This window comes from Micromonospora arida (genome assembly GCF_042873195.1).
Classification (GTDB): Bacteria; Actinomycetota; Actinomycetes; order Mycobacteriales; family Micromonosporaceae; genus Micromonospora; species Micromonospora arida.
The window spans coordinates 1,334,683-1,359,554 of record NZ_JBIALC010000001.1; the positions used below are offsets into that span (position 1 = coordinate 1,334,683).

General features: G+C 68.9%; 29 protein-coding genes and 1 pseudogene. 9 read left to right on the plus strand and 21 right to left on the minus strand.

Features of this window, described 5'->3' with window-relative positions; translation table 11 throughout:
• Positions 1-35 precede the first annotated feature (35 nt).
• The 7 genes from ACFYP0_RS06170 to ACFYP0_RS06200 form a co-directional block, all read right to left on the minus strand.
• Positions 36-1,523, minus strand: coding sequence for an RICIN domain-containing protein (locus ACFYP0_RS06170; protein ID WP_356974749.1), 1,488 nt, complete (start codon positions 1,521-1,523; stop codon positions 36-38).
• A gap of 29 nt (positions 1,524-1,552) precedes the next feature.
• The gene (locus ACFYP0_RS06175) at positions 1,553-2,992 is read right to left on the minus strand and encodes a glycoside hydrolase family 43 protein (RefSeq protein ID WP_356974747.1); all 1,440 of its coding nucleotides are present in this window, start codon (positions 2,990-2,992) and stop codon (positions 1,553-1,555) included.
• Between the two features lie 32 nt (positions 2,993-3,024).
• The gene (locus ACFYP0_RS06180) at positions 3,025-4,425 is read right to left on the minus strand and encodes a family 43 glycosylhydrolase (protein ID WP_356974745.1); all 1,401 of its coding nucleotides are present in this window, start codon (positions 4,423-4,425) and stop codon (positions 3,025-3,027) included.
• A gap of 225 nt (positions 4,426-4,650) precedes the next feature.
• Positions 4,651-5,190 carry an HAD domain-containing protein gene (locus ACFYP0_RS06185; RefSeq protein ID WP_356974743.1) on the minus strand — a complete coding sequence of 180 codons (540 nt, stop codon included), beginning with the start codon at positions 5,188-5,190 and terminating at the stop codon, positions 4,651-4,653.
• Entirely contained in the window at positions 5,187-5,771 is a 585-nt protein-coding gene (locus tag ACFYP0_RS06190; protein ID WP_356974741.1) for an NADAR family protein, read from the minus strand. The genes ACFYP0_RS06185 and ACFYP0_RS06190 overlap by 4 nt, the downstream gene beginning before the upstream one ends.
• A 145-nt stretch (positions 5,772-5,916) precedes the next feature.
• Positions 5,917-6,312 (minus strand): hypothetical protein, encoded by a 396-nt coding sequence (locus ACFYP0_RS06195; protein ID WP_356974738.1) that lies wholly within the window; start codon positions 6,310-6,312, stop codon positions 5,917-5,919.
• 124 nt (positions 6,313-6,436) lie between these two features.
• Positions 6,437-7,063 carry a mycothiol-dependent nitroreductase Rv2466c family protein gene (locus tag ACFYP0_RS06200; protein WP_355496720.1) on the minus strand — a complete coding sequence of 209 codons (627 nt, stop codon included), beginning with the start codon at positions 7,061-7,063 and terminating at the stop codon, positions 6,437-6,439.
• A gap of 39 nt (positions 7,064-7,102) precedes the next feature.
• On the opposite strand from ACFYP0_RS06200, the gene ACFYP0_RS06205 reads away from it, so the two are divergent.
• The 4 genes and pseudogenes from ACFYP0_RS06205 to ACFYP0_RS06220 form a co-directional block, all read left to right on the plus strand.
• The gene (locus tag ACFYP0_RS06205; RefSeq protein WP_124860983.1) at positions 7,103-7,630 is read left to right on the plus strand and encodes a MarR family winged helix-turn-helix transcriptional regulator; all 528 of its coding nucleotides are present in this window, start codon (positions 7,103-7,105) and stop codon (positions 7,628-7,630) included.
• A gap of 42 nt (positions 7,631-7,672) precedes the next feature.
• Positions 7,673-8,203 (plus strand): GNAT family N-acetyltransferase, encoded by a 531-nt coding sequence (locus tag ACFYP0_RS06210; protein ID WP_356974736.1) that lies wholly within the window; start codon positions 7,673-7,675, stop codon positions 8,201-8,203.
• A gap of 104 nt (positions 8,204-8,307) precedes the next feature.
• Positions 8,308-8,832 carry a polyketide cyclase gene (locus ACFYP0_RS06215; protein ID WP_356974734.1) on the plus strand — a complete coding sequence of 175 codons (525 nt, stop codon included), beginning with the start codon at positions 8,308-8,310 and terminating at the stop codon, positions 8,830-8,832.
• 252 nt (positions 8,833-9,084) lie between these two features.
• Positions 9,085-9,633, plus strand: a pseudogene (locus tag ACFYP0_RS06220) (GNAT family N-acetyltransferase); the annotation flags it as partial.
• A 113-nt stretch (positions 9,634-9,746) separates the two neighbouring features.
• Here the strand turns inward: ACFYP0_RS06220 and ACFYP0_RS06225 are convergent.
• The 8 genes from ACFYP0_RS06225 to ACFYP0_RS06260 form a co-directional block, all read right to left on the minus strand.
• The gene (locus ACFYP0_RS06225) at positions 9,747-10,286 is read right to left on the minus strand and encodes an SUKH-4 family immunity protein (RefSeq protein WP_355496707.1); all 540 of its coding nucleotides are present in this window, start codon (positions 10,284-10,286) and stop codon (positions 9,747-9,749) included.
• Positions 10,283-10,813, minus strand: a complete 531-nt coding sequence (locus ACFYP0_RS06230) for a hypothetical protein (protein WP_386994698.1) — start codon at positions 10,811-10,813, stop codon at positions 10,283-10,285. Before ACFYP0_RS06230 ends, ACFYP0_RS06225 begins: the two co-directional genes overlap by 4 nt.
• An 8-nt stretch (positions 10,814-10,821) precedes the next feature.
• Positions 10,822-11,352, minus strand: coding sequence for an endonuclease (locus ACFYP0_RS06235; RefSeq protein ID WP_112583473.1), 531 nt, complete (start codon positions 11,350-11,352; stop codon positions 10,822-10,824).
• A complete protein-coding gene (locus ACFYP0_RS06240; protein ID WP_112622710.1) occupies positions 11,345-11,839 on the minus strand; it encodes a WXG100-like domain-containing protein in 495 nt (164 codons plus the stop codon). The genes ACFYP0_RS06235 and ACFYP0_RS06240 overlap by 8 nt, the downstream gene beginning before the upstream one ends.
• A 4-nt stretch (positions 11,840-11,843) precedes the next feature.
• The gene (locus tag ACFYP0_RS06245) at positions 11,844-12,167 is read right to left on the minus strand and encodes a hypothetical protein (protein WP_386994700.1); all 324 of its coding nucleotides are present in this window, start codon (positions 12,165-12,167) and stop codon (positions 11,844-11,846) included.
• On the minus strand, positions 12,164-12,586 hold the full coding sequence (locus ACFYP0_RS06250) for a YbaB/EbfC family nucleoid-associated protein (protein ID WP_124860995.1): 423 nt from the start codon (positions 12,584-12,586) through the stop codon (positions 12,164-12,166). The genes ACFYP0_RS06245 and ACFYP0_RS06250 overlap by 4 nt, the downstream gene beginning before the upstream one ends.
• A gap of 190 nt (positions 12,587-12,776) precedes the next feature.
• Complete coding sequence (locus ACFYP0_RS06255) at positions 12,777-13,793, minus strand: sensor histidine kinase (protein WP_386994702.1); 1,017 nt, start codon at positions 13,791-13,793, stop codon at positions 12,777-12,779.
• Positions 13,786-14,481: a response regulator transcription factor gene (locus ACFYP0_RS06260; RefSeq protein WP_386994705.1), complete on the minus strand. Its 696-nt coding sequence runs from the start codon at positions 14,479-14,481 to the stop codon at positions 13,786-13,788. The genes ACFYP0_RS06255 and ACFYP0_RS06260 overlap by 8 nt, the downstream gene beginning before the upstream one ends.
• A gap of 119 nt (positions 14,482-14,600) precedes the next feature.
• Between ACFYP0_RS06260 and ACFYP0_RS06265 the strand changes: the two genes are divergently transcribed.
• The 4 genes from ACFYP0_RS06265 to ACFYP0_RS06280 all read left to right on the plus strand — a co-directional run bounded on the left by ACFYP0_RS06265 (position 14,601) and on the right by ACFYP0_RS06280 (position 18,672).
• Entirely contained in the window at positions 14,601-14,954 is a 354-nt protein-coding gene (locus tag ACFYP0_RS06265; RefSeq protein ID WP_386994707.1) for a TIGR04282 family arsenosugar biosynthesis glycosyltransferase, read from the plus strand.
• 92 nt (positions 14,955-15,046) lie between these two features.
• The gene (locus ACFYP0_RS06270; RefSeq protein ID WP_386994709.1) at positions 15,047-15,631 is read left to right on the plus strand and encodes a DM13 domain-containing protein; all 585 of its coding nucleotides are present in this window, start codon (positions 15,047-15,049) and stop codon (positions 15,629-15,631) included.
• A 276-nt stretch (positions 15,632-15,907) separates the two neighbouring features.
• On the plus strand, positions 15,908-17,269 hold the full coding sequence (locus ACFYP0_RS06275) for a ricin-type beta-trefoil lectin domain protein (protein WP_386994711.1): 1,362 nt from the start codon (positions 15,908-15,910) through the stop codon (positions 17,267-17,269).
• A gap of 119 nt (positions 17,270-17,388) precedes the next feature.
• Entirely contained in the window at positions 17,389-18,672 is a 1,284-nt protein-coding gene (locus ACFYP0_RS06280) for a ricin-type beta-trefoil lectin domain protein (protein WP_386994854.1), read from the plus strand.
• Positions 18,673-18,876: 204 nt separating this feature from the next.
• Here ACFYP0_RS06280 and ACFYP0_RS06285 read toward each other — a convergent pair whose 3' ends face one another.
• From ACFYP0_RS06285 to ACFYP0_RS06305, 5 genes are all read right to left on the minus strand, one after another.
• On the minus strand, positions 18,877-19,107 hold the full coding sequence (locus ACFYP0_RS06285) for a hypothetical protein (RefSeq protein WP_356974717.1): 231 nt from the start codon (positions 19,105-19,107) through the stop codon (positions 18,877-18,879).
• Positions 19,089-19,469, minus strand: coding sequence for a GntR family transcriptional regulator (locus ACFYP0_RS06290; protein ID WP_386994714.1), 381 nt, complete (start codon positions 19,467-19,469; stop codon positions 19,089-19,091). Before ACFYP0_RS06290 ends, ACFYP0_RS06285 begins: the two co-directional genes overlap by 19 nt.
• A gap of 99 nt (positions 19,470-19,568) precedes the next feature.
• Positions 19,569-21,215, minus strand: a complete 1,647-nt coding sequence (locus ACFYP0_RS06295) for a thiamine pyrophosphate-binding protein (RefSeq protein WP_386994717.1) — start codon at positions 21,213-21,215, stop codon at positions 19,569-19,571.
• Between the two features lie 12 nt (positions 21,216-21,227).
• Positions 21,228-21,989 (minus strand): cyclase family protein, encoded by a 762-nt coding sequence (locus tag ACFYP0_RS06300; RefSeq protein ID WP_355496674.1) that lies wholly within the window; start codon positions 21,987-21,989, stop codon positions 21,228-21,230.
• 213 nt (positions 21,990-22,202) lie between these two features.
• Positions 22,203-22,640, minus strand: a complete 438-nt coding sequence (locus tag ACFYP0_RS06305) for an ATP-binding protein (protein WP_356974708.1) — start codon at positions 22,638-22,640, stop codon at positions 22,203-22,205.
• Positions 22,641-22,822: 182 nt separating this feature from the next.
• On the opposite strand from ACFYP0_RS06305, the gene ACFYP0_RS06310 reads away from it, so the two are divergent.
• A complete protein-coding gene (locus ACFYP0_RS06310) occupies positions 22,823-24,079 on the plus strand; it encodes a PP2C family protein-serine/threonine phosphatase (RefSeq protein ID WP_386994720.1) in 1,257 nt (418 codons plus the stop codon).
• A gap of 271 nt (positions 24,080-24,350) precedes the next feature.
• Here ACFYP0_RS06310 and ACFYP0_RS06315 read toward each other — a convergent pair whose 3' ends face one another.
• The gene (locus ACFYP0_RS06315) at positions 24,351-24,737 is read right to left on the minus strand and encodes a hypothetical protein (protein WP_356974704.1); all 387 of its coding nucleotides are present in this window, start codon (positions 24,735-24,737) and stop codon (positions 24,351-24,353) included.
• Positions 24,738-24,872 lie beyond the last annotated feature (135 nt).

Below are 24,872 nucleotides of genomic sequence, written 5' to 3' on the forward strand. Positions count from 1 at the left end.
GCCACCGCTGATCGGTCGCTACGTCCAGACGACCGTCAGACGGCCGTGCGGGACCACTGCTGGTTGGTGCCGGAGTTGCACGAATACTGCTTGAGGACCACTCCGTCCGCGGTCGCCGCGGCCGGCACGTCCACGCACTTGTTGCTGTGTCGTGCCCGGAGCTGGAAGTAACCGCCGTTGGCGACCATCTGGAACTGCTGGTTGGTGCCGGTGCCGCAGGTGTACTGGACGAGCTCGGCGCCGTCGGCGGTCGATGCGCTCACCACGTCGAGGCACTTCCCGCTGTGCCGGCTGACGATGCGCCAGTAGCCACTGCCGGCGTCCTGGAACTGCCACTGCTGCCAGGCACCACCGCCGTACGTGTACTGGCCGACGCGCGCGCCGTTGTCGGTGTTCGGCTGCTGGACGTCCATGGCCTTGCCGCTGTGCCGCACGTCGACCCGGTAGAACGTCCCCGTCGATGGCGGGGGTGTCGTCGGGCCGTCGCCGACGCTGTCACCCCACGCGTACCGGATCCGGTCCGCGCCGGAGGTGTTGCGGACGGTGAGATTGAGGTTGGTGCCGCTGCCGCTGCCGCTGCCGCTGAGGGCGAACATCGAGTACCAGTCGTAGCCGATGGTGCCCGTCTTGCCGCCGAGGGCGGGCCAGTACGTGCCGCCCATCTGGTTGTCCCGCATGACCTGGGCCATGGCCCGGATGTAGCGCACGAAGTTGTCGGTGCTGCCCGCGTCGGCGTAGTTGCGACCGTCGTTCATCGGTGCGCCGAACTCGGTGGCGACCGCGCGGGAGGCGCAGTTGCCGAGGCGGGCCTGGATGTGGCTGCGGAAGGCGTCGTAGGTCATCGCGCCGTAGAAGAAGGCGTAGTAGTGGAAGGACAGCAGCGTCGAGTTGAAGCGGCTGTCGTTGCAGATGTCGCGCAGGTCCTGGCTGAAGCCGGTGCCGCCGATCAGCACCCGGCCGGGCACCGCCGAGTAGTGGTAGCTGAGCCAGTTCGCCGCGACGTTGCGCCACTCCGCCGAACTGTAGCCGTGCGGCTCGTTCATCGGCTCGAAGTAGACGTTGGTGTTCGTGCCGTACGTGTTGGTCACGGTGGACCACATCGCGTTCCACGCGGCGAGGTTCGTGATCCTGCCGCCGGACGCGGCGCCGTCCTCCCAGTAGGCGAGGATGACCTTGAAGCCGCGGGCGGTGGCCGCGTCGATGGCGCCTCGGTACGCCTCCCACCAGGCCGTCCCCACAGTGTGGGTGTTGATGGGCAGCCGGATGGTGTTGACCCCCATGGTGGAGGCCATGTCGTCGTAGAGGGCATTGGCCTTGGCCCGCACCGTCGCGTTGCTGTCGGACATGCTGAGGCCCTGCACGACGAGCGGGCTGGTCTTGAAGTTGTCACCCAACATGGCCCAGTTCATGCCGCGGAACTGGTTGGTGGCGGCAGTGGCCGGCGACGACGCGACGGCGACGACGCCAACCATCGCCGTCAACGCGGCCACCAGGGCGCAGAGCACCCGTCGATGTGGTGCCACAGTCGGAACTCCTTGGAGAGGGACCAGGTTCAGCTGGTCACGCGGAAGGTGGCGTCGGCACGGCTCTGCGCGTCGGACACCGGGTCGAGCCGGAGCAGGTAGCTGTAGTGCCGGAGGTAGCGGTCCGGGTGGCTGTAGGACTGGAACGACGTCCACGAGGAGTTGGCGAGGCCGGCGACCTGTCGGAAGGTGGCGTCGGCGGCGAAGGTGGCGGTGCCGTCGTTGGCTTCCAGCCGGAAGTCGTATCCGTAGTGGCGCAGGTAGTGGCCCGGGTAGTTGACCGACTGGATGGAGACGGTGCCGGAGCCGACCAGGCCGGGCACCAGCCGCCACTGGCCGTCTTGGGCAGGGCTGACGTTCGGGTCGATGCGGACGTCGTAGTCGTAGTGCCGCACGTACCGGTCCTGGAAGTTGTACGACTGGATCCGGTTGACCGCGGTGGCGGGCCAGCGGGCGAGCACCCGGTTCTGTTCGGCCGCGGTCAGGTTGAGGATCGTTCCGTGCCGTTTCTTGGTGCCGCCCATCGCGTACGAGCCGGACGCCGGCAGTCGGTAGCTGCCCGGGTTCGACGGATCGGTGGTCAGGACCGGCAGGTAGCCGCGCCCGCTGGAGTACTGGTCGAGGTAGAGGACCCACTCGTTGCGGGTGTTCGTCTTCATCCACATCGGGCCTTCGACCTGCGCGCCGGTCAGCCCGATGCCGGAGAGGTTTCCGAGGCTGGTCCAGGTGCCGAGGATGGAGTTGCTGCCTTCGATCGCGATCTGGCCGTCCCGGGAGGCCCGGACGTAGCGGTAGGCGCCGACTCCGGCCGGCACCTCGACGATCTGGGTGTCGATGATTTCCTGGTTACCGGGTCGGTTGATGTAGGCCTGCGGTGTGGTGATGCTGCGGAAGTTCGCCGTCCGTGCGGAGTAGATGCGGTGCTTGGTCGCACCGTTGAGCGGGACGTTCGTCGCCCAGTAGAGGACGTAGTCGCCGGTGGCCGGGTTCCAGATCGCCTCCGGAGCCCAGGCGTTGCGCCCGTCTGGAATTGCGCCGGCGACGTTCAGCAGCCACGGCGCCGACCAGTTGACCAGGTCGGTGGACTCCCAGACGACGAGGTTGCGGCTGCCGTTGTTGATCGCGGTCGACCAGTCCTGGCCGCAGCCGATGCACAGGTCGGTGGCGATGATCCAGTACCGGTCGCCGGCCGGCGAGCGCACCAGGGCGGGGTCGCGGACGCCGCGGGTGCCGACGGTGGACCGCAGCACGAGCCCACCGTTGTTGAGGTCGGTCCAGCGTAGGCCGTCGGTGCTGTGGGCGAAGTAGATCTGCTGGTCGGTCGACGACTCGCCGGTGAAGTGCGCCATCAGGTAGCCGACGGTCGGGTCGAGCGCGGCCGCCTCCTTCGGTGTCGCCGCCGACCAGGTGGTGAACAGCAGGCTCGCGGCCACCGCAACCGCGCAGAGCCGGGCGAGGACTCTCGACATGTGTCTCTCTCCTTCGCGCAGGGGCTTACGAGTCAGCTAGAGCGTTGGTACGACGGGCCGGATGGTGCCGTCGGTGCTGAACTCCATCCGGTCGATGGCGGTCTCGCGGTTGGTGCCGTGCCGATCGGCACGGCGAAGCGGTGGTAGGCGATGTACCAGGTGTCGCTGCCGGGTGCACGGACCACAGAGTGGTGACCGGTGCCCTTGATGCCGACGTCGAGGCGCTTCTGCAGCACCACACCGCGTTTCGTCCACGGCCCGAGGGGTGAGGGGCCGGTGGCGTAGGCGACCCGGTAGTCCTCGCTGCGCGTGTCGCTCTCCGACCACATGAAGTAGTAGAGACCGTTGCGCTTGAACACGAACGGCGCCTCGTTGTAGCCCGACGGGGTGATGATCCGCGCCTGCGCCGCGTCGAAGGAGACCATGTCGGCGTTCAACCGCACCGCCCGCGCGACGCCTTGGCCCCAGTACAGGTAGGACTGCCCGTCGTCGTCGGTGAACACCATGGGGTCGATCGTCTGCCCGCCGGAGAACTGGTCGCTGCGGATCAGCGGCCGGCCCAGCGCGTCACGGAACGGTCCAGTGGGGCTGTCGGCCACCGCCACGCCCAGCTGTTTGGCTGTGTTGCCGCTGGCCGCGCCGCCGCTGAAGTACAGGTAGTAGCGGCCGTTGGCGCTGGCCACCGCCGGCGCCCAGGCCGAGTTGTCCGCCCAGGAGACGTCCGGACCGTGGTCGAGGATCACGCCGTGGTCGGTCCAGTTGACCAGGTCGGTCGAGGAGAACGCCTTGTAGTAGGTGCCGGTCCAGCTCGCGTAGCCGTCGGTGGTCGGGTACAGGTAGTAGCGGCCGTTGAACACGGCGAGGTGCGGGTCGGCGAAGAGACCCGGGATCACCGGCCCCTTGCTGGTCCTGGGTGCCCAGGGCGCGACGAGGCGGAAGGCACTGTCCGCCCGGAACGCGGCCGTGTCCTGGTAGGAGTCGAGCCAGAGCGCGAAGTCGCGGTGCCGGATCCGCCGGTTCGGATAGTTGTACGAGACGAGCGCAACCGCTCCGCTGACCGAGCCGTCCACGGCACAGAAGGTGGCGTCGGCCCGGAACGCCGCGTCACCGGTGTTCGGGTCGACCCGGAGCCGGTAGTCGCGGTGCCGCAGGAACATGCCGGTCCTGGTCTGGAACGAGTAGCAGGTCGGCGACGCCAGACCGTTGACCACGGTGAAGGTGGCATCGAGCTTGGTCTGGTTGCCGCTACTGGAGGTCACCGGGTCGAGTTGACCGAGATAGTCGATGTGCCGCACGTACCGTCCGGCCTGGTTGACCGCCTCCAGCGAGACCGCGCCGGTCGGCAGCGTGGCGGCACGCGCCGGCCGGTCGGCGACCACCACGACAGCCGCGGCGGCCACGGCGGAGAGCACGAGGAGGGCACGTAGGCGCATCGTCGATGATCCCGACAGAACCACCATCCCGACCCCTCTCGCAAGATCATCTATGTTAGCGTTAACAAGAGCAGGCGGCGTCCGGGCTCAGGCTTTGGGCGGGCCTGGCGACCGGATGGAGTGTTCGCAGCGGTGCCTCTGGCGCGTCACACGACCACAGACGCAATGTGTTCGGCTCGTTAAGTTCGCGTTGCGGACAAGTGTTAGCGATCGCATCTACGAGTGTCAAGGGATCGACCGTGGCCGCTCCCCCGCGACCTGAATCCATCGATGGACCACGGCGAAGTCCGCCTCGGTCAGGCCCGTGTACGGGTCAACGCGATACAGCAGCGCCCGTGCCGGGTGGTGAGCCCTCACCCATCGGCGGTCGGCGTCGGTGATTTCGTCGTCAAGCCAGACGAAGGGGCCTCCTGCTGCCCACCGGGTCAGGAACGCGGTCTTCCAGTGCAGGCCACGCCCCGTCTCCTCGTCGTCGTCGGGCCAATCGACGACGGGCAGGTCCGGAAGCCCGAGCCGGGGGGAGACGACCTCGTTCGCCTCCGCCATCCACGTCGTTGCCCAGACCAACCGGCAGCCCAGGGCGAGCAGCCGACGACCGTCATCCGGGTTGAGACGATCAAGGAGGGGATTGCCGGTGTCTTCCGTCTCCCGCTTGGCGGTACCGCCCGACGAACGTCTCCGGCCAACCGGTCGGGCCTTGAACGGGATCAGTGGTCCGTCCACGTCGAGGAAGATGACCGGACGTCGGTCGACGCCGGGAGTCATGCCGGAGCCGTCCCCTGCCGACCTTGATCGTCGAGCACCTCACGCACCTGCATGAGCGCGAAGCCGAGCAGGTTGAGCCCTCGCCAACAGCCGGGGTCACCCGCAGCCGGATCGTCGCGGTTCAGGCCGATGCCCCAGATCCGGTCGACCGGGCTGACCTCCACCAGGACTCGCTGCCGGGTGGCCAGCAGAAACGCCCGGAGCGCGGGATGCTGATCGAATTTCGCGAGGTTGCCGGCCACCACGATCGCGAAGCGGTGTTCACTCCAGGTCTGCTGATCGAAACCCGCGACGCGTCCCCCCAGCACCTTCGCGGCGTGGGGATGCGGCGCGGCGAGGATCTGTTCCGCCATCGCGCGGTCGCCGAAAAGGGCGGCCTTGCGCCACATCATGTAGTGCTCCGCAGTGGCGAACCGCATGTCGTCGGCGGTGAACGGCGCCGGCCACCACTGGCTCAGGCAGCCTGCACCGACACCCCCGTCACGTTCGGGCTGGTGCCCCCAGAAGAACAGGAATTTGACCTGATGACCCTGCGCCTGCGCAGCGGCCAGATCCGCGACGCTACGAACCGATGCCAGCATGATGGCGAGTGTGCGGCACCGGCGCTCCGCGTACCCCCGCATTTTCGACCGCGACCACGTGCTCGCGGCCGCCGCGACGCCCACCCCGAGAGCCGATGATGGGCGGCAGCCCTCACACGCTCGATGCGAACCCGCCGCCACCCCACTATCTTGCGACGTCGCGGAACGGCCGCCCGTCCTCGATGGTCGGTAAGGCTGCGCTTCTCGCGATCCAGCGGTCGACGTAGGTCTTCAACCCGTCGGCGTTACGCGCCGTGGTCATCCAGTCCCAGGCAGCGTCGCGGATCTCGCGTTGGGCGATCATCTCAGTACCGTCGCCGTAGTCGAACGGGAAGCCGTCGACGATGTCCGACAGGTCCCCGAATAGTGGGTAGAGCTTGCCAACACTCCCCTCGCTGACCTCGGCGTTCAGCTCGGTCAGCGCCCCCATCAGCTCCCCGATCACCAGCACCGAGTCCTCTGCGCCCTTCAGCACGCGGTACATGTACTCATCGACGAGTTCGATCACAGCAGGCAGCGAAGCCGGTACGGTGTCGGTCACGCTCGCATTGTCGTCGGCGGTGCCACCCGCGTCGCATCTGCCCCGGCAGCACAGAACGCCTCAGCCGGGAGCGGGCGCAGGACTCGTACCTGGCGGAGGGCGGGCACCAGCGGCGGTGGTGGAGCTACGCGAAGGTGAGGCCGTCGGACCGGGCGCGTTTGAGCTCGGAGAAAGCCCGGCAGCCGGCGAGCAGGCGAGCGCCGTCGAAGACGCGGACGGCCTCCTCACCACGAGGGATCGAGGTCAGCACGGGGCCGAAGAAGGCCACGTCGTCGACGACGACCGTCGGGGTGCCGAGGTCCTCGCCCACCAGTTGCTGTGCGTGGGCGGTGCTCGCCCGCATCTGCGGGTCGAGGTCGCTGCGGTGGGCGGCGTCGGCCAGGTCGGCGGGTAGGCCGGCCTCGGCCAGCGCCAGCGGGACGACGGTGTCGAAGTCCTTGTCGCCGGCGTCGTGGATCCGGCGGCCGAGCGCCGGGTACAGCCGTGCGAGGGCGGCGGAGCCGTGTTGCGCGGCGGCCGCCACACACACCCTGGCCGGACCCCACGCCCGGTCGTTGAATTCGCGGTACCAGGGCTCCAGATCACGATGCTCGTTGATCACCGCGAGGCTCATCACCTCGAACCGCAGGGTGAGCGGCCGCATCTTGGCGACCTCCATGAGCCAGCGGGAGGTGATCCAGGCGAACGGGCAGGACGGATCCACGTACGCCGTGACCACCGGATCCGACGTTCGAGGCGAGTTGTCTTCCATGGAAGACAAGTTATCTTCCCCGGAAGGTAAGATGCAACAGTGGATGACGACCGGATCGCCGACATCGTTGGGCAGTGGGGTCGCGAGCGACCAGACCTCGACCCCACCCCGTTGCTGATCATCGGTCGCATCCAGCAGCTGGCCGCCGTACTCGATGTGGCCCTGCGGCCGCCGTTCGCCGCGGCGGACCTCGGCAACGGCGACTTCGACGTGCTCGCGGCGCTGCGCCGCGAGGGCGAGCCCTACACGCTCACGGCGGGCCAGCTGAGCCAACGGATGCTCGTGACCACGGGAGCCGTGACCAAGCGGGTGGACCGGCTGATCGCCCGCGGCCTCGTGTCCCGCTCGGTCTCCGCAGCCGACGCGCGCGGCAGGGTGGTCGGGCTGACGTCGGCCGGCGTGGCGTTGACCGACCGGCTCATCGAGGAACACCTGGCCAACGAGGCGGCCATCCTTCGCGGCCTGACCGACAGCGACCGCAGAACCCTCGAGCGCCTACTGGCGGCGATGAATCGGACCCTGGCCTCCCGAGGTTTTGGCCCTGAGGGCGAGAGCCAGGCCCGATGATCGCCTCGGTAGTGGTCGGCAGCCGCGGATTATCATTCCGCCATGGACGACACCACCCGCGGCGTACTCGTCAGGGGTGGCGGCCCGGCCGACGCGCCTGCCGTACTGGCCATGCTCGACTCCGCGGTGGTCTGGATGAACGACCACGGCAACACCGAGCAGTGGGGCACGACGCCGTTCTCCGAACAGCCCGCAAGGGTGAAGCAGGTCGATCGGTACCTGACCGAGAACCTCCCGTTCATCGCGGAAGTGGATGGAACGCCGGCCGCAGTGCTGGTGTTGGGTTCCGGGCCCGATCCGCGGGCACCGATCGCGCCTGCGGAAGAACCCGAGCGGTACGTCCGCCTCCTGGTCTCCGACCGACGATTCGCCGGCCAGAAACTCGGGTCGGCACTGTTGGCACACGCCGTCGAGGAAACCCGGCGAGCAGGCGTGCGGTTGCTACGGGTCGACTGCTGGGCGGGCAGCGGTGGCGAGTTGGTGGCGTACTACGAGCGCCAGGGGTTCACTCCCACCGAGACCTTCCTGGCCGGGACCTGGCCGGGGCAGGTGCTGGCCCAACGGGTCGACTGAGCCCCACTCCTGGGTCAACCGCCGCACTCGTCTCACACGACCGGCTCCAGGACGCCCGACAATGCTTGACGGCAAGCCGATCGGCTTGCCGTCAAGGCCGCCGCATGGCGGACGATGGATGCGTGATCGGTGACCGGTGGGGCGTGACCAACAGCGAGACCTTGCGTACCTATCCCTGCGACGACTTCGTCGTCTCACCCACTCTCCAGGCGTGGCGGGGAGTGCGGATCGACGTGCCCGCCCCGGCGGTGTGGCCGTGGGTAGCCCAACTGAGGCTTGCCCCGTACTCGTACGACTGGATCGACAACCTCGGCCGCCGCTCACCTCAACAACTGGAGGGCCTACCCGAGCCCCACGTCGGAGAGTCGTTCACCACCGCTGGCGGACGAAAGTTGGGCAGGATCGTCGCGGTCGACCCCGGCAGACAACTCACGAGCACCATCATGGGCGCCTTCATGTCCTACGTCCTCGTGCCTCAGGAGCAGGGCACGACACGCTTGCTGCTCAAGGTCGTCATGCAGACGACCCGCTGGGTCGCACCCGGGCTGTCCGTCGGCGACCTGATCATGGCTCGGCGACAGTTGCTCAACCTGAAGAAACTCGCCGAGGGCAGTGGGCCAGGTCGTTGAGCCCTGGAAGCCACCTCGTTGAGCTGACCGGAATGCCGGTCCTCCCTGCTACGAGCGCGTGGCCTGGTACTCGAGGAAGTCGCGGGCCTCCGTGAGGTCTCGCCTCATGATCGAAGTTTACGGCGACCCGAGACGACGCGTCGTGACACTCGCCCTCGTGTGCGTCATACGGATGAGGTGGGCGCCACATGTCGGTCGGGCGGACCAATAATCGGGCGTCTCGCCGGGGTGCGTCCACTAGCGTCCCGCCTCATGGAGAACACCAGCGTACGCACTCAACGCCTCGAGCTTCGCCCGGTGCGGGACGAAGACGTCGACCGGATCCTGGAGTACCGCAATCTGCCGCAGGTCACGCGCTGGCTACTCCGCACGCAGGTCGACCCTGCGTCCTTCCGCGCGGCATGGCGACGCGCGGCGGCAGACCCCGACGACCACAGCATGGCGGCCACGCTCGACGGCGTGGTGATCGGAACCGTCTCGCTCGCCGTCGTCGACGGCATGGGTCAACCCGGCATGCCACCACGGACCGAGGCACAGCTCGGCTACATCTTCGATCCAGCCTACGGCGGAAATGGGTACGCGACCGAGGCGGTGACCGCGGTGGTGGCGCACGCATTCGACCGGCTGGGCGTTCGGAGAATCACCGCCGGCTGCTTCGCGGACAACCTCGCCTCGGTGCGAATCCTCGAGAAGGTCGGCATGCGTCGTGAACAGCACGGCGTCGGCGATTCCTGGCACGCCGAACTGGGCTGGGTGGACGGCTACACCTACGCCCTCCTCGCCGAGGCATGGCGTCGAGAGGCAGCACCGTCGGAGCAGCCGATCGCGTCCGTACCGGTGCCGCGGGCGCGGCGAACCACCAGCGCATCCTCGACGGCGCCTGTGCTATCCCGGCCGGGCCGGCCGCGACGAGCCTAGCCGCTGGTGGACTCCAGCTGATCGAAGGCCATGCTCCACCAGGACTTCGGGTCGGCGAACGCGGACGAGTCGACGCCCATCAGTTCCTCCCGGATCGCGGCGGCGCGGGCGGCGCGGGCCCGACCGCCCGGGTCCGTGGCGATGAGCTGCCCGAGCCGGTAGAGGAACTCGACGAACGCGGCGAAGGTCGCGTTGACGGCCTCGAAGTTGGGGGTCTCCAGATCCAGCAGCACGACGCCGCCGGTCAGCGCGTCGAGGCAGAAGAGCAGCTGTGGGTCCTCGGGTGAGCTGCCGAGGACGATGTGGATGCGTGGGCTGGCCTCGCCGATCTCGATCTTAAGCTTGGAGAACAACTCCATGCCGGACACGTCGACGTCGACGGTGAACAGGATCGGCACGTCGACCGGGATGGCCCCGAACGGCGGGAAGACCTCTGGCGTCAGCGGGCCGAGGACGTCGTCGAACCGGTCGACCGGGAAGTAGATCATCCCATCGGCGCCCCAGAGCGCCGTGAGCTCCTCATGTGTCGCGGTCAATCGTCCGCCTCCTCGTCATCGTCACCGGGCGTGGTGAGACCGTGCTCGTCGAGGAAGCCCCACCACTCGTCGTCGTCGAAGCCGACCTCCCCGTACCCGGCGCCGAAGACGTAGTAGGCGAGGAACGAGTCGAGGTCCGGCGCGACGTCGAGGAACATCTCACGCATGAACCACTCGTCGGTGGTCTCCGCCGGGAAGTACCAGACCGCGCCGGTGTCGCGTCGGATCAGCAGCGGCTCGTCGTTCAGTGTGCCGATGACGAACCACTCGGCGGGTTCGTCGGCGACGCCGGTGAACCCGGGCATCTGCTCGAGGTAGTATTGGATGTCGTCGAGATCCGCGACGCCGGGCAGGTCGAACGCGCCGGCCAGGATGCCGTTGGCGGTCTCCAGCAGCTCCCGGACCGGCTGCGGCAGCTCGGCGGGAATCTGGTCGGCCGGAGCGCCCTCGTTGATCTGTGCCCACGCCAGCGTCGCCGGCTGGTCCGCTTCCAGGTCGGTACGCAGCTCCGCGATGAGCTCCCGCAACTCGGGATTCAATCCACTACCTCTATTCGGATCGGTGTGCCGTCGGGCAGGTTCATGATCTGACGCCAGATTTGCCCGCCGACATCCCAGTTTGTTCTGCCGTGCAGAAGCTTCAGATTACTAACGTCGTCGGCGCCGCCGAGTTGCAGCTCCCACACATGGTCGGGCTGTTGCTTGCGGAGTCGGGCGGCGAGGGCGTTAGCCATCTTCTTGTCGTGGGGCCAGTACTTGTCGAAGATCTTCTGCCGAATGCGCTTCTTGTAGTCGGCCGTGATCTTCTTGTCCCGAGCGACCGGGTTCGCCTGCTTGAACAGCTTGCCCTCGTCGCTGAGCTTCTTCAGCGCGTTCATCTTGCGGTCAAACTGTCCGCGTGCGTGGAACGACTTGCGCTGCACCTTGATCGTGACCTCGGGCAGGTCGTTGTTGCGCACCACCGGTTTGGCGGCGGCCTTCTTCACCGCCGCGCGGACGCCCTTGCCAACCTTCGGCTTACCCGCGCCACCGCGCTTCTTCGAGCTCTTCGGCGCCCTGCTAGGCATCGAGGAGCTCCTGGATCACCTGGTCGATCAGCAGACCGACGATCTCTCGCGTGATCATCTGGAAGATCGGGACCTCGGCCAGCGACGCGCCGAACGTGACGACGGCGGTGGCGATCGCCTGAGCCACCGCGAAGGCGAGGATCGCGAGCTGCACGATCACTTGGATCTTCAGCGCGAGCACGATCGCGGCGGCGATGATCAACCCGGTCCCGATCAGCATCGCGGCCTGGGAGTAGTCCGGCAGCGTTCCGGGGCCGCTCTCCGGATTGGACCACCACTTCTGGAACGCCTGCATCGACTCGCCCTGGTGCTGCGACCAGATCGCCGCCGCAGCCGAACCGGCCTCCCCGGAGGCGTCGGCGACCGTGCCGGAGAAGTCCAGCCAGGCCTGGCCCATCTCGAACAGCTTTTCCTCGTCGGCCTCGGGCCAGCTGTAGCCGATCCAGCCGAGTGCCGTGATCAGTTCACCTGGCAGTTGGAGTCCCATGCCGTCACCCCAGCATTCCCTGGATGTCCCGCAGCGCGCCCGCGGCGGCGTCCTCGACCAGCTCGAAGTTGTCGGCCATCTTCGTCAGGTCGCTGCCGGCCGATCCGATCTCCTCGGCGGCCACGCCGATGCAGTCCAGAACCCAGGTGGACGCCTCCGTGTACGCGATGCCGATCAGCGAGCCGATGTCGTCGGCACCCCACGGCTCGCCGTACCCCTGCATCTTCGCCTCGAAGCTCTCCAACTGCCCGATGAAGCGTTCGGCGGCGCCGATGACCTGATCGCCGCCGGAACGCAGCAGCGTGGGCTCGACCTCGAAGCCGTTCACCGGGAGCCTCCTCGGGCCATTCGCTCCTGCGCGTCCGTGAGCGCCTGCAGGAACGCACCGAGCCGCGGCACGGCCGTGTCACGAACCTGCTCCAACTGCTCGGTGAGCTGCGAGAGGTCGCCGGAGGCCACCGCCGGGCCACCGCCGCGCATCGAGTCGATCGCCGTGTTCACGGCCGCGATCACGTGGTCGCAGACCTCGGCCGCGCCGAGCCGCATCATCCGTGGGTCCAGCGTCAGCGACTCCAGCCGGCCATCGGCGCCGAACTCGGCACGGACCTGCCCCTCGGCGGACTCACCGACCCGACGCAGCCGCGCCGCCTCCTCGTCCTCCGGCGCAGCGCCGGCGGCGCGCAACGCGCCAACCGTCGCGTCCAGCATGCGAGCGAACTCTCCGCTCGCCGGCTCATTCACCGACATGCGCCCTCCATCGATCGCGTCCGAGACAGTGGAAAGCGTAGTCAGATCCGGCCAACAGCGTGGACCCACGATGTGGACCTTCCATCGATGGTTATCGACTGACGAGAGCCGTCGACGGGCCTGGGGGACGACGGGTACGCCCTGCGCGCGCTGTGGGAGAAACTGGCCGACAGCGCCACCGAACGTGCCCTCAGGCGGTGGCCAGGCGGACCATGAACTGGCAACCGTCGGGGGTGTTGCGCACCTCGACCCGACCGCCGTGCGCCTCCACCAGGCCATGAACGATGGCCAGGCCGAGCCCTCCGGACGCCCCACCGTCACCGGGGCCGGGCGAACGGGCGGGCTCACCACGGAACGCGATGTCGAACACCCGGGGAAGGTCGGCCGGGGGAATGCCGCCACAGGTGTCGGCAACCGACAGCCAGGCGTGGTCGTCCTCCCGGCCGGCTTCGATGCGTACGGTGCCGTCGGTCGGGGTGTAGCGGACCGCGTTGAGCAGCAGGTTCGCCACGACCCGGGCCAACTCCGGTTCGCTCGCGGCGACCGTCGGCCACCCCGACTCGCTGGCGATCAACGTGATCCTGCGAGCGTCGGCCAACGCGATGGTGCTGGCCAGCGCGTCCGAGACCACCTCTCCGAGCGGCACCGCCGACAACGACAACCGCAACGCTCCCGCGTTGATCCGGGACAGCTCGAACAGGTCGTCGACGAGTCGGGTCATCCGGTCGGTCTCCAGTCGGATGCGCCGGTGGTACTCGTCGACCGTGTCCGGATCACGCACCACCCGGTCCTCCAGCGCCTCCGCCATGGCCCTCAGCCCGGCGAGCGGGGTCCGCAGGTCGTGGGAGACCCAGGCGACCAGGTCGCGCCGGCCCTTCTCCAGTTGCCGTTCCCTCTCCCGGGCCTGGTCGCGCCAGACCGCGGCGCGGGCCAGTCGCCGGCCGAAGTGCCCGCCGACGGCGAGGCTGACCACCGCTGCCGCCGCGACGGTGATCAGAACCACCTCAAGGTCGTGCGCGGAGAGGAACATCGCTTTCGCGACCGCCATCACCCCGACGGCGACGGCGACCACAGTGGTGGTGAGCAGCACGTTGAGGTGCACGGTGATCGAGCTGCGTCGCAGCGCGCGGAGCAGCACCGCACCGGCGAGCCCGATGCCGAGTGCCGCGCCGAGGGCGATCGCGAAGATCAGGAGTACGTCACGCATCGGCCGGCTCGTAGCGGTAGCCGACGCCCCAGACGGTCACGATCCGCTGCGGATCGGCCGGGTTGGCCTCGATCTTCTCTCGCAGCCGGCGTACGTGCACGGTCACGGTCGAGTGGTCCCCGAAGTTCCAGCCCCAGACCTGCTCAAGAAGTTCGGCCCGGCCGAACACCCGGGACGGATGTCGCATGAGGTGGACGAGCAGGTCGAACTCGCGCAACGTCAGGGCCAGATCCGCACCGGCGAGGCGGGCGGTTCGGGAGGCCGTGTGCACCACCAGGTTGCCGTCGGTGAGCGCCTCCGGCTGCTCGGGTGGCGTTCCACCGCCGGCGCGCCGCAGCACCGAACGGACCCGCAGCACCAGTTCCCGGGGTGAGAAGGGCTTGGTCAGGTAATCGTCCGCGCCGAGTTGCAGCCCGAGGACCCGGTCGGACTCGTCACCGCGCGCGGTGAGCATGACGATCGGTACGCCGTCCGGCCGTACCCGCAGCGCCCGGCACACCTCCAGACCGTTGATCAGCGGCAGCATGAGGTCGAGCACGACCAGGTGTGGCGCCTGCCGCTCCACGGCTGCCAGTGCCGCCGCACCGTCAGCCGCGAGGCTCACCTGGAAACCGTCGTTCTCGAGGTAACGACGGATGACGTCGCTCACGGTCTGATCGTCGTCGACCACCAGCACGCGCTGTGTCACGGACCTTCCCCGTCCCGCCCCGTCAACGTCTCGCCCAGATGTCCATCGGCCCAGCGTAGCCACGCAGCAGACTCCGGCACGTTCGCCGACCGCCTCGCGAACGCCCACGCGACACCGCGGTGGCATTTCCCGGCCGGCCGGTGCTGCAGATCGGCATGGACACCCCGCAGATCCGGCCGGCCCTGCTAACCACCGCGCTGGAGCGGCTCACCGAACACGAGGCGGTGTTCGGACCGGCGCTGGACGGCGGCTGGTGGGCACTCGGGTTGCGCGATCCGAGGTACGCGAGCGGGCTGCGCGACGTACCCATGTCGACCGACGACACCGGGCGCCGCACCCTCGCCGCGCTGCGGGGCGCGGCGTACAACCGACGATCCTGCCCGTGCTGCGGGATGTCGACGACTGGTCGTCGGCGCTGGCGGTCGAGGCTGACCTACCCGGCACCCGGTTCGCGGACGCTGTCGCGTCGGTAGGTGGCCATCTGCTGAGTGGACGCCCCCGGTCGTAAGAGTTCCGAAAGGGTTCGCGAACAGTTCGACGGCGGCTACGGCCGTACGCTGCGGGGGTGGGAAAACGGATGTTCCGGTCGCCGGTGGTCCGAGCCGGTCTCGCCGGCGCTGTCGTCGTGGCGATGCTGGCCCTCTACTGGTTCCAGCCGTGGAAGCTCTTCACCGACACCTACGTCGACGAAGCGATTCCCCGCGTAGGGACGACCTCGGCCGCCCCGATCCCGGCGTCCACGACCCCAGGATCCGCGACGCCGGCCCCCGCGACCTCCGCAGCCACCCCAGCGGCGAACGAGATCCTGACCACCGGCGAGTTCGTCACCCATGAGCACCGGACGACCGGCAGTGCCGAGATCCACCGGCTCGCCGACGGGCGCCACCAGCTCGTCATCCGCGACCTGGACACGTCGAACGGCCCGGACCTGCGGGTGTGGCTGACCGACCAACCGGTCATCCGGGGCACGGCTGGCTGGCGGGTGTTCGACGACGGCGAATGGGTCGAGCTGGCGAAGCTCAAGGGCAACAAGGGCAACCAGGTGTACGAGCTACCGGCGTCGGTGGATCCAGGTGACTTCCGGAGCGTCTCCATCTGGTGCAAGCGGTTCGCGGTCTCCTTCGGCGCGGCCGATCTCACGAGCGCCTGACCGACCCGACCGGCCCGCAACCTGCCGGACACGGCATTGACATCTTTCACTGCGCGATCTAGCGTCGGAGCGAATCGATTCGACGCCGAGCCAGGTGCTCCGGCACCGTCGGTCGAACGGTCTCGTGATGTTTGGGCGCGCGAGGTGACCACTGTCGAATCGATTGCCGAGTGGTCCCGCGCGGGCGGCGAGACCAGCGGCGGAGACCTGCGTCGATGAGCCGGTCGGCCGTGGACCCCTTTCAACCAGTTCGTGCCGAATGGCGGGAGCCCCTTCATGACAAGACGTAGACCCATCCTTGGATTGCTCGCGACGGCGGCGGCCGTCGTCGTGACCGTGAGCGCCGGGGCACTGGCCGGTGGTCTGAGCACCACCGCGTCGGCCGCGGACATCGGAGCGGCCGCGGCGACCGCCGGGTGCGGCAAGGCGCCCACGTTGACCAGTGGCCAGCGGTCCATTCAGAGCAACGGCCAGAACCGCAGCTTCATCCTGAGGATCCCGGACAACTACGACAGGAACCACCCCTACCGGTTGATCTTCGGGTTCCACTGGAACGGCGGCACCGCGAACGACGTCGACGGCGGCGGGTCCGACGGGGCGGCCTGGTCCTACTACGGGCTGCGGCAGCAGGCGAACAACAGCACGATCTTCGTCGCACCCCAGGGCAACGGGAACGGCTGGGCCAACCCCGGCGGCCAGGACGTCACCTTCGTGGACAACATGATCAGCCTGATCGAGGCCGATCTGTGTGTCGAGACCACCCAGCGCTTCGCGCTCGGCTTCAGCTACGGCGGGGGCATGAGCTACTCGCTGGCCTGTTCCCGGCCCGGTGTCTTCCGCGCTGTCGCGGTCTACTCCGGTGGGCAGCTCAGCGGGTGCAGCGGCGGCACCCAGCCGGTCGCGTACATGGGAATCCACGGCCTCGGGGACTCGGTGCTCAACATCTCCGCCGGACGGTCCCTGCGTGACACGTTCGTCCGGAACAACGGGTGCACCGCCCAGAGCCCACCCGAACCGAGGGCGGGCAGCCTGACCCACATCACCACCACCTACTCCGGCTGCCGGTCCGGCTATCCGGTGGTCTGGGCAGCCTTCGACGGCGGGCACACCCCCGGCCCGGTGGACGGCGGCGGAGACAGCGGCGCCAGGACCTGGACCAAGGGCGAGGTGTGGAGGTTCTTCACCCAGTTCGGTGGCACCGATCCCACGACACCGCCGACCACTCCGCCACCGACCACCCCGCCGCCGAGCGACACGTCGGCCCTGCGCAGCACGTCCTCCGGACGGTGCCTCGACGTCAACGGCGCCTCGCAGACCAACGGCGCGGCGGCGATCATCTGGGACTGCCACGGTCAGAGCAACCAGAGCTGGACCTCGACCGCCGCCCAGGAGCTGCGCGTCTTTGGCGGCAAGTGCCTCGACGTCAATGGCGCCGGCACCGCGAACGGCAGCTCGGTGATCATTTGGGACTGCAACGGCCAGTCCAACCAGAAGTGGCGGTTCAACGCCGACGGCTCGATCACCGGAGTTGGTTCGGGCCGCTGCCTGAGCCTGGTCGGCAACGGCACGGCCAACGGCACGCGCGTGCAGATCTCAGACTGCACCGGCGCGGCCAACCAACGCTGGAGCCGGAGTTGAGCCCGACGAGGTTCCCGCAGAGGGGACCGGTCCAACGGATGTTCAACCACTCGCAAGGAGGCGCGACCGTGCCGCTTCGCAAACTCTCCGGCCCCTGGCTGGGGGCAGCCATGGCGGTCATGGTTCTGATCGCCGTCGGAACGTACGTTCTCACGACCGTCGCACCGGCGGCGGCCACCACTGCCGGCTGCGGCAAGGCGCCCGGGCTGAACAGCGGCACCCACACCATCCAGAGCGGTGGGAAGAGCCGTAGTTTCATCCTTCGACTGCCGGACAGCTACAACAACACCTACGCCCACCGGCTGGCCTTCGGGTTCCACTGGCTGGGCGGCACCGCCGGTCAGGTCGCGTCGGGAGGAAGCGACGGTGCGGCGTGGGCCTACTACGGCATGCAGTCGCAGGCGAACAACAGCACCATATTCGTCGCCCCGCAGGGCCTCAACAACGGCTGGGGCAACTCCAACGGTGAAGACGTCACCTTCACCGACGACATGATCCGCATGATCGACAACGCTCTCTGCGTCGACACCACACAACGCTTCTCGGTCGGGTTCAGCTACGGCGGCGCGATGAGCTACTCGTTGGCGTGTTCCCGACCGACGGTGTTCCGTGCGGTCGCGGCAATCGCGGCCCCGGGGGCGATCAGCGGATGCAGCGGCGGCACCGGACCGGTCGCGTACCTGGGGATCCACGGTATCAACGACAACATCCCCAGCGGACGGTCGCTGCGCGACAGGTTCGTCCGCAACAACGGATGCGCCGCACAGAGCCCGCCCGAGCCGAGGGCTGGCAGCCTGACCCACATCACCACCGCGTACTCCTGCCAGGCCGGATACCCGGTGCTCTGGGCCGCCTTCGACGGTGGCCACCAGCAGGGCCCGGTGGACGGGTGCGCCGGCTGTGAGAGCGGCGCGCGGAGCTGGGTCAAGCAGGAGGTCTGGAACTTCTTCGCCCAGTTCGGGTCCACCGTGCCGCCCACCACTCCCCCGCCGTCGACCCCGCCGCCCGGCCAGCAGAACGTGCTGATCGCCAGCAGCCCGGCCAACCGGTGCATCGACATTCCCAACTCGAGCACGACGAACGGTGCTCGTCCGCAACTGTGGGACTGTCACGGTGGCACCAACCAGCGTTGGACCTACACCGCCAACCGCACGCTGACCGTGTACGGCAACAAGTGCCTGGACGCCAGCGGAGCGGGCAGCAGCAACGGCACCGCGGTCATCATCTGGGACTGCAACGGCCAAGCCAACCAACAGTGGAACCTGAACTCCAATGGCACCATCACCGGCGCCCAGTCGGGGCTGTGCCTCGACGCCGTCGCATCCGGCACGGCCAACGGGACGCAACTTCACCTCTGGGCCTGCCACGGCGGCGCCAACCAGCAGTGGAGCAGGCGCAACTAGTACCGCGCGCCATGTCGGAGTACGCGCCGTCCGGGTCCGGTCCCGGACGGCGCGTACTCCGTCAGTCGGTGGCTGAAGGCCGCCGCCACCTCGGCGGCCACGTCCGTCCGGTCGATCTCCATGCGGTACGTCCCTTCGATCCGTTCGGTCAGGAACTTCCCGGGCCGGTCGAGAGCCGTGACGCCCCCGACCGGGCCGGCCGGCTCACCCGCTCAGGGCCGACGTCCGCTGCTCTTCCGCTGACCGATCGGTGACCGGCCCGGTCCGACCCGGTTCCACGTCCGGCTCGACCTCCTCCGGGCCGGGATCGCGGGGCGTGGGGCGGCCCAGCGCGAAGACCACACAGATCACCGCGACGAAGAGGTAGCCGAGCGCCACCTGGCCGTTGGCGTTCCACTCGATCCGTTCGCCGTGGATCAACCCGATGAACGACAACGGTGCACCGGAGCCGGCGAAGATCGCGGCCCGAACGACGGGATCCCCGCCCGTACCGAGAAGCGTTCCAGCACGTCACGCAGCTCGTACAGCTCCCGCACGTCGCGGTCCGACAGGGTGGCGACCCGAACACCGCGCCGGGGCACGTGCTCGACCAGCCCCTGCTGGGCCAGCAGCCGCAGCGCCTCCCGCAACGGAGCCCGGCTGATCCCCAGCCGCCGGGTCAACTGCTCCTCCACCAGGCGCTCGCCCGGGTCGCTCTTGCCGCTGAGGATTTCCCGGGTCAGCCGAGAGACGGCGAGGTCCACCAGGCTGACGCTCTCCAGCTCACCATCCACCGTCGATGCGGCCACGTCGTCCACGCCGATGAGTCTGCCACCTGCCGCCGGACGACCCTCGTGTGCGCGCCCCCGACGGGACCGGGTCGCCTACGCCTGACCTACGTGAGGTACGACGGTGGCTCAGTGGCCACGGAACGCCTCCTCCAACCACCACGAGCCGCGCGCGGCGCTGACCTTGGCGTCGATCACCAGCGGTCGGGTACGGGGACCAGCGAGCCAGTGGCGTACCGGTTCGAGGTCGTCGACGGTCCGGACGGTCAACCCGTCGCAGCCGTAGCCACCGGCGATCGCGGCCAGGTCGGTCTCGGGGAAGGTGACCGTCTCCAACGGGTGCCCGTCCGGGCCGAAGTGGTGCACCTCCGCCCCGTACGCCGCGTCGTCGTAGATCACCACGAGCAGGGGTAGCGCCAGCCGGACGGCGGTGACCAGTTCGGTGGCGGACATGACGAAGCCCCCGTCGCCGACTGCGGCCACGGTGAGCCGGTCCGGGCGGGCGACCGCCGCGCCGAGCGCACTGGCCAGCCCGAGCCCGACCGACTGGAACGCCTGGGTGAAACAGAATCCGGCCACGTCCGGCACGTCGAGCCACATCGACGGGTAGCCCATGAAGTTGCCGGAGTCGACCACCACCGTCCGGTCGGCCGGCAGCAGGTCGTCCAGGGCGGCCGAGATAGTCCTCGGGTCGATCGTCGTCGGCGCACCGCCGCCCTCATCCTGGTACGGAACGGTCCGCCACCGGCCATGGTCACGAATCCGTTGTGCCAGCTCCGGCGTACGCCACCCGCCGGTCCGCGCGCCCCCGGGCCCGCTGGAGCCGACGCCCAGCCGGGCGAGCAACGCCTCGGCGACCGCCGTCACCTCGCCGGCCACCGCCAGGTCGACCGGGCGGTTGACCCCGAACGCGGCCGGGTCGTGGTCCACCTGGACGACGACGGCGGAGGGTGGGATCAGTTCGCCGTGCCGGGTGGTCCACATGTTCAGCGTGCTGCCCCAGGCGACGACCAGGTCCGCCGTGCCGATCAGCTCGGCGGCGAGCGGGGTGGCGAAGCCGCCGGCGACGTCGAGGTTCCACGGGTTCCCGACGAACAGACCCTTCGCGGCGGCCGAGACCGCGAGCAGTGCACCGCACGCGTCGGCGAGCCGGGTCAGCGGTTCCCGGGCCGACCGCGCGCCCCGACCGGCGATGAAGACCGGTCGACGTGCGGCCTGGAGTGCGGCCAGCAACGGCTCGATCTGCGGAGCGGTGACCGGGGTCGGCGCGACCGCCGGGACGAGGCCGGACCACGGTTCGGTCACCGCTTGCTGCACCTCCAACGGGAGGCCCAGCACCACCGTCGCGCCCCGGGCTGCGGCCCGGTACGCCGCGCCCGTGTCCTCGGCCGCGTGCGTCGCGCGTACCCGGTGGAAGTCGGCCCCGACCGCGGCGGCGAGTGCCGGCAGGTCGATGAAGAAGTTCGACCGGGGCGCGGTCGCCTCCGGGGCCAGAACAACCATCGGGGTACGGCTCTTGGCGGCCTCGGTGAGGCCGGTCAGCGCGTTGGTGATGCCTGGACCCTGGTGCACCGAGAGCAGTCCCACCGTCGCGGCGGTGCGGGCGTACCCGTCGGCCATGCTCGCCGCGCCGCCCTCGTGGGCCGCCGCCACGAACCGGGCGCCGGCCGCGACGAGCGCGTTCGTGACATGGAAGTTGCCACTGCCGACCACCCCGAAGACGTGCCGTGCGCCGTGTCCGTACAGGACCCGCCCGACCACCTCGGCTACCCGCATCGGTGGCCCGGCCTACCGTTCGACAAGCGCGAGGACCCGGCACGGGCTGCCCGACCCGGAGACGATGGGCAGCGGCCCGGCGATCACCACCGCGCCGGTCGCCGGCAACTGCGCCAGGTTACGGAGCTGGGTCAGGCCGTACTTGTCCTGGCCGAGCAGGAACGAGTGGCACGGGAACGGCGGGTCGAACGAGTGCGCGGCCCCCGCGTCGGTCCCTACCGTCTCCACCCCGACGCCTTGGATCGGCGACTCCTCGGCCAGCCAGCGGGCGCACTCCACGGAGATGCCCGGGGTGCGCCCGGCGTTGGCGTACCGCTCCGGGTCGTCGCCGTACGCGTCCCAACCGGTGCGGTAGAGCAGCCAGCCACCGGCGGGCAGGGCGCCGTGTTCCGCCTCCCACGCCTTGACGTGCTCGATCTCCAGCAGGAAGTCAGGGTCGTCGGCGGCGTCGGCGGCGTGGTCGATCACCACTGCCGGGGCGATCAACTGGCTCACCGGGACCTGCGACACGTCGGCGCCCTGTTGACCGGTGACCCAGTGCACCGGGGCGTCGAAGTGGGTGCCGGTGTGCTCGCCGGTGGAGAAGTTGTTCCAGTACCAGGCCGGACCACGGTCGTCGTACCGGCTGATCTCGCTGAGCCGGAACGGCCAGGTCTGGCCGAACTGCTCGGGCAGACCCAGGATCGGGGTCTGGTCCGACAGCGGAGCGGTGAGGTCGACAACCTGGATCCGGCCGCTGGAAAGAGCGGCGACAAACTCCTGCAGCACCGTCATGCGGCGACGGTACACCCGCCCTTCCTCCACGTTGGATCGTCGGAACGGTGCCACTTGGCGCCTTGCCCTCCGCGGCGACATGGCGCCGCAGCTCTGCCGCCAATCGTCGCCCGGCGGTGGGCCATCGCGTGGCTACGCCGGCCGGTCACCGGTGTGCCGCGCCAGCGCCGACGAGACAGTTACGAGCAGTTCCTCGGGCCGCGCGGGTGACGGCTATCCGAGACTGCCGCGGGCGCGTGCCGCGATGCGGATGGTGGTGCCTGCCGGTCCGCTGTCGACGAGGAGGTAGTCGGCCATCTGCCCGACCACCCACAGGCCCATTCCTCCCGCGTCGGACAGGGGCGGTCGCTCGGTGGGCGGAACGTAGCGAGCGGTGTTGAACCCCCGCCCCTGGTCGCTGACTTCACAGGTCAGCCGGCGGTCCATGAGCAGGCGTAAGTCACCTCTGCCGCCCCCGTGCCGAACCACGTTGATCATCAGTTCGTTGACCGCGATGACCCAGTTCTCGATTTCGTCGTGGTCGAGGCCGCACCGGCGACTGGCGGCCTCAACCTCGTGTCGGACGCGGTTGAGGTCGGCGAGGGTGAATGACACCGTGAGCAGGGGTTTCCTGGCGGTGGGGGCATCGTGGTCGAGCGGCGGGTTCACCATTGATTCCCCTCCCTGTCGGACGTGAAGCCGGTGGCATTGGGCGTGGACAGCTTCCCGGAACGGTTCACCAGGCGACCATTGCATCAATGTGACATGGGAAGGTACCCCACGTCGGAGGCACGACACTGTTGATCTCGGTCCTGACGTCCCGTCGGCGTCGTGCCGGCGTCTAGGCTGCGTGGGTGGCCGATGCCGAGGTGGTGACGAACGAGGAGCGGCTGCGACGTATCGAGGCGATCACCGATGCTGCCCTGTCGGGGCTGAACGTCGCCGAGTTGCTCGACGAGCTACTTGAGCGGGTCCGGGACCTGCTCAAGGTCGACACCGCCACCATCCTCCTGCTGGACGACCACACCGGCGAGCTCGTCGCGACCGCGGCCAAGGGCTTGGAGGAGGAAGTACGCCGCGGGTTCCGCATCCGGGTCGGACGCGGCTTCGCCGGAAGAGTGGCGGCGACACGCGCGCCGGTCACGATCCATGACGTCACACCCGACGATGTTGTCAATCCCATCCTGCTCGCCACGGGCGTACGTGCCCTGCTGGGTGTGCCCATGCTCGCCAACGGCAACCTCGTCGGCGTGCTGCACGTCGGCTCCCTGGCCATGCGGCGGTTCGGCCCCGACGACGTGCAGCTGTTGCAGCTCGTTGCCGATCGTGCCAGCCTCGCAGGTCAGGCTCGAGCGCAGGTCCTCGACCGGCAGGCGGCGCTGGCCCTGCAACACAGCCTGCTGCCCGGCCGGCTACCCGACATCCCCGGCCTGGACCTGGCCGCCCGGTACGTGCCCGGCCACGACCTGGGCATCGGCGGCGACTGGTACGACGTGTTCACGTTGCCCTCGGGTTGGCTGGGTGCCGTCATCGGTGATGTCTCTGGCCACGGGCTGCGATCCGCCGTCGTCATGGGACGCATCCGCAGCGCGCTACGCGCCTACGCGCTCGATTCCGACGATCCCGCCGTGGCGCTGACCTCCCTCGACCGCAAGATCCACCACTTCGAAGCGGGCACCCTCACCACCGCCGTCTACGCCCTGATCACACCCGACCGCACGAGGGTGCACTTCTCCTCCGCAGGCCATCTGCCACCACTGCTGGCTGTGCCCGGCCAGCCCACCCAGCCCGTCAACCTGCCGGTGGACCGGCCACTGGGTGTAGGCCGACCATCAACCAGTCGCCGCACCACCGTCCTGGACCTGCCGCCGGGCGCGGCGCTCGTCTTCTACACCGACGGACTGATCGAACGCCGCAGCGAAGTCATCGACACCGGCATCGAGCGCCTCGCCGACGCCGTGCGGTCCGGGCCAGCCGAGGCGTTGTGCGACCACATCATGGTCACCACCGCGGACGAGCACCCCAACGACGACATCGCCCTGCTGGTCATCCGCCGCCAACCACCACCGGATCAAGCCGCTGGGGCAGCTGATTCGGATGTACTGCGATAACCGACGGCAATCGCGCCGTTGTCGGATCGGTCAACGCCTGCAACTGCACCGCGGCCGGAGCCAACGGGTTCGCGGAAGCGCGCATCGGATCGGCTGGCTGTGCTGGGCGCGAACGACGCCGCACAGCGTCGACCAGAAACCGCGGCTCCGGCACGCGGGCTGCGGTGGGTGTCGCTCCGGTACCGGCAGACTGAGTCGCCGCACACTCTCCCTGGCGGCACCGAACATCTAATGCCCCGCTTCAACCCACCTGCGCGCCACCAGTGAAGGATCAGCAGGGGGTCAGTTGCCAAGTCACCTTCGTCACCTTGACCGGTATATACAGGTCGCCCCCGGTCCCGCCGGCAGGAGCGCAGTTCTTGAAGGGAATCGACGAGCCGAAAGTGAACCCGGATATTACGGCGTCGCGGCCTGTGCCGTTGTAGAAGCTGAACCCCTGGATGCTGCCGGTCCACTCGCTGTTGGTCGTCAGAGACGGCGTCTCCACGGGACCCTGCGGCGGGTGATTCCAGTTGGGCCAGATGCAGAGCATGCCCTGCGGGCAGTTCCCGGCCCCCCAGCCTTGTATCGACACTCCGGGTGCTGCCGCCGAGGCGGCGGGGGCGGTGGCCAGCACGCCTGCGACGGACGCGGCGATGGCGATGGATTTCAACAGCACGCTTCACCTGCTTTCATAGATATCGGTAGATGCAAATTTAAACTACCGGAGGAAAATTGACAGGTCAAGCACCTGAAACGACGTAGTCCGGGCGGGTCACTCGGGAGCTGGCGGCCACCTGAGCCTGATGACGAT

Excerpts from the sequence above, each read along its gene's own strand:
- ACFYP0_RS06175 (WP_356974747.1), bottom strand. The coding sequence starts at position 2,992 with ATGTCGAGAGTCCTCGCCCGGCTCTGCGCGGTTGCGGTGGCCGCGAGC.
- ACFYP0_RS06180 (WP_356974745.1), bottom strand. The coding sequence starts at position 4,425 with ATGCGCCTACGTGCCCTCCTCGTGCTCTCCGCCGTGGCCGCCGCGGCT.
- ACFYP0_RS06185 (WP_356974743.1), bottom strand. The coding sequence starts at position 5,190 with ATGACTCCCGGCGTCGACCGACGTCCGGTCATCTTCCTCGACGTGGAC.
- ACFYP0_RS06190 (WP_356974741.1), bottom strand. The coding sequence starts at position 5,771 with ATGCTGGCATCGGTTCGTAGCGTCGCGGATCTGGCCGCTGCGCAGGCG.
- ACFYP0_RS06200 (WP_355496720.1), bottom strand. The coding sequence starts at position 7,063 with ATGGAAGACAACTCGCCTCGAACGTCGGATCCGGTGGTCACGGCGTAC.
- ACFYP0_RS06210 (WP_356974736.1), top strand. The coding sequence starts at position 7,673 with ATGGACGACACCACCCGCGGCGTACTCGTCAGGGGTGGCGGCCCGGCC.
- ACFYP0_RS06215 (WP_356974734.1), top strand. The coding sequence starts at position 8,308 with ATGGCGGACGATGGATGCGTGATCGGTGACCGGTGGGGCGTGACCAAC.
- ACFYP0_RS06235 (WP_112583473.1), bottom strand. The coding sequence starts at position 11,352 with ATGCCTAGCAGGGCGCCGAAGAGCTCGAAGAAGCGCGGTGGCGCGGGT.
- ACFYP0_RS06240 (WP_112622710.1), bottom strand. The coding sequence starts at position 11,839 with ATGGGACTCCAACTGCCAGGTGAACTGATCACGGCACTCGGCTGGATC.
- ACFYP0_RS06250 (WP_124860995.1), bottom strand. The coding sequence starts at position 12,586 with ATGTCGGTGAATGAGCCGGCGAGCGGAGAGTTCGCTCGCATGCTGGAC.
- ACFYP0_RS06255 (WP_386994702.1), bottom strand. The coding sequence starts at position 13,793 with ATGCGTGACGTACTCCTGATCTTCGCGATCGCCCTCGGCGCGGCACTC.
- ACFYP0_RS06275 (WP_386994711.1), top strand. The coding sequence starts at position 15,908 with ATGACAAGACGTAGACCCATCCTTGGATTGCTCGCGACGGCGGCGGCC.
- ACFYP0_RS06280 (WP_386994854.1), top strand. The coding sequence starts at position 17,389 with ATGGTTCTGATCGCCGTCGGAACGTACGTTCTCACGACCGTCGCACCG.
- ACFYP0_RS06295 (WP_386994717.1), bottom strand. The coding sequence starts at position 21,215 with ATGCGGGTAGCCGAGGTGGTCGGGCGGGTCCTGTACGGACACGGCGCA.
- ACFYP0_RS06300 (WP_355496674.1), bottom strand. The coding sequence starts at position 21,989 with ATGACGGTGCTGCAGGAGTTTGTCGCCGCTCTTTCCAGCGGCCGGATC.
- ACFYP0_RS06305 (WP_356974708.1), bottom strand. The coding sequence starts at position 22,640 with ATGGTGAACCCGCCGCTCGACCACGATGCCCCCACCGCCAGGAAACCC.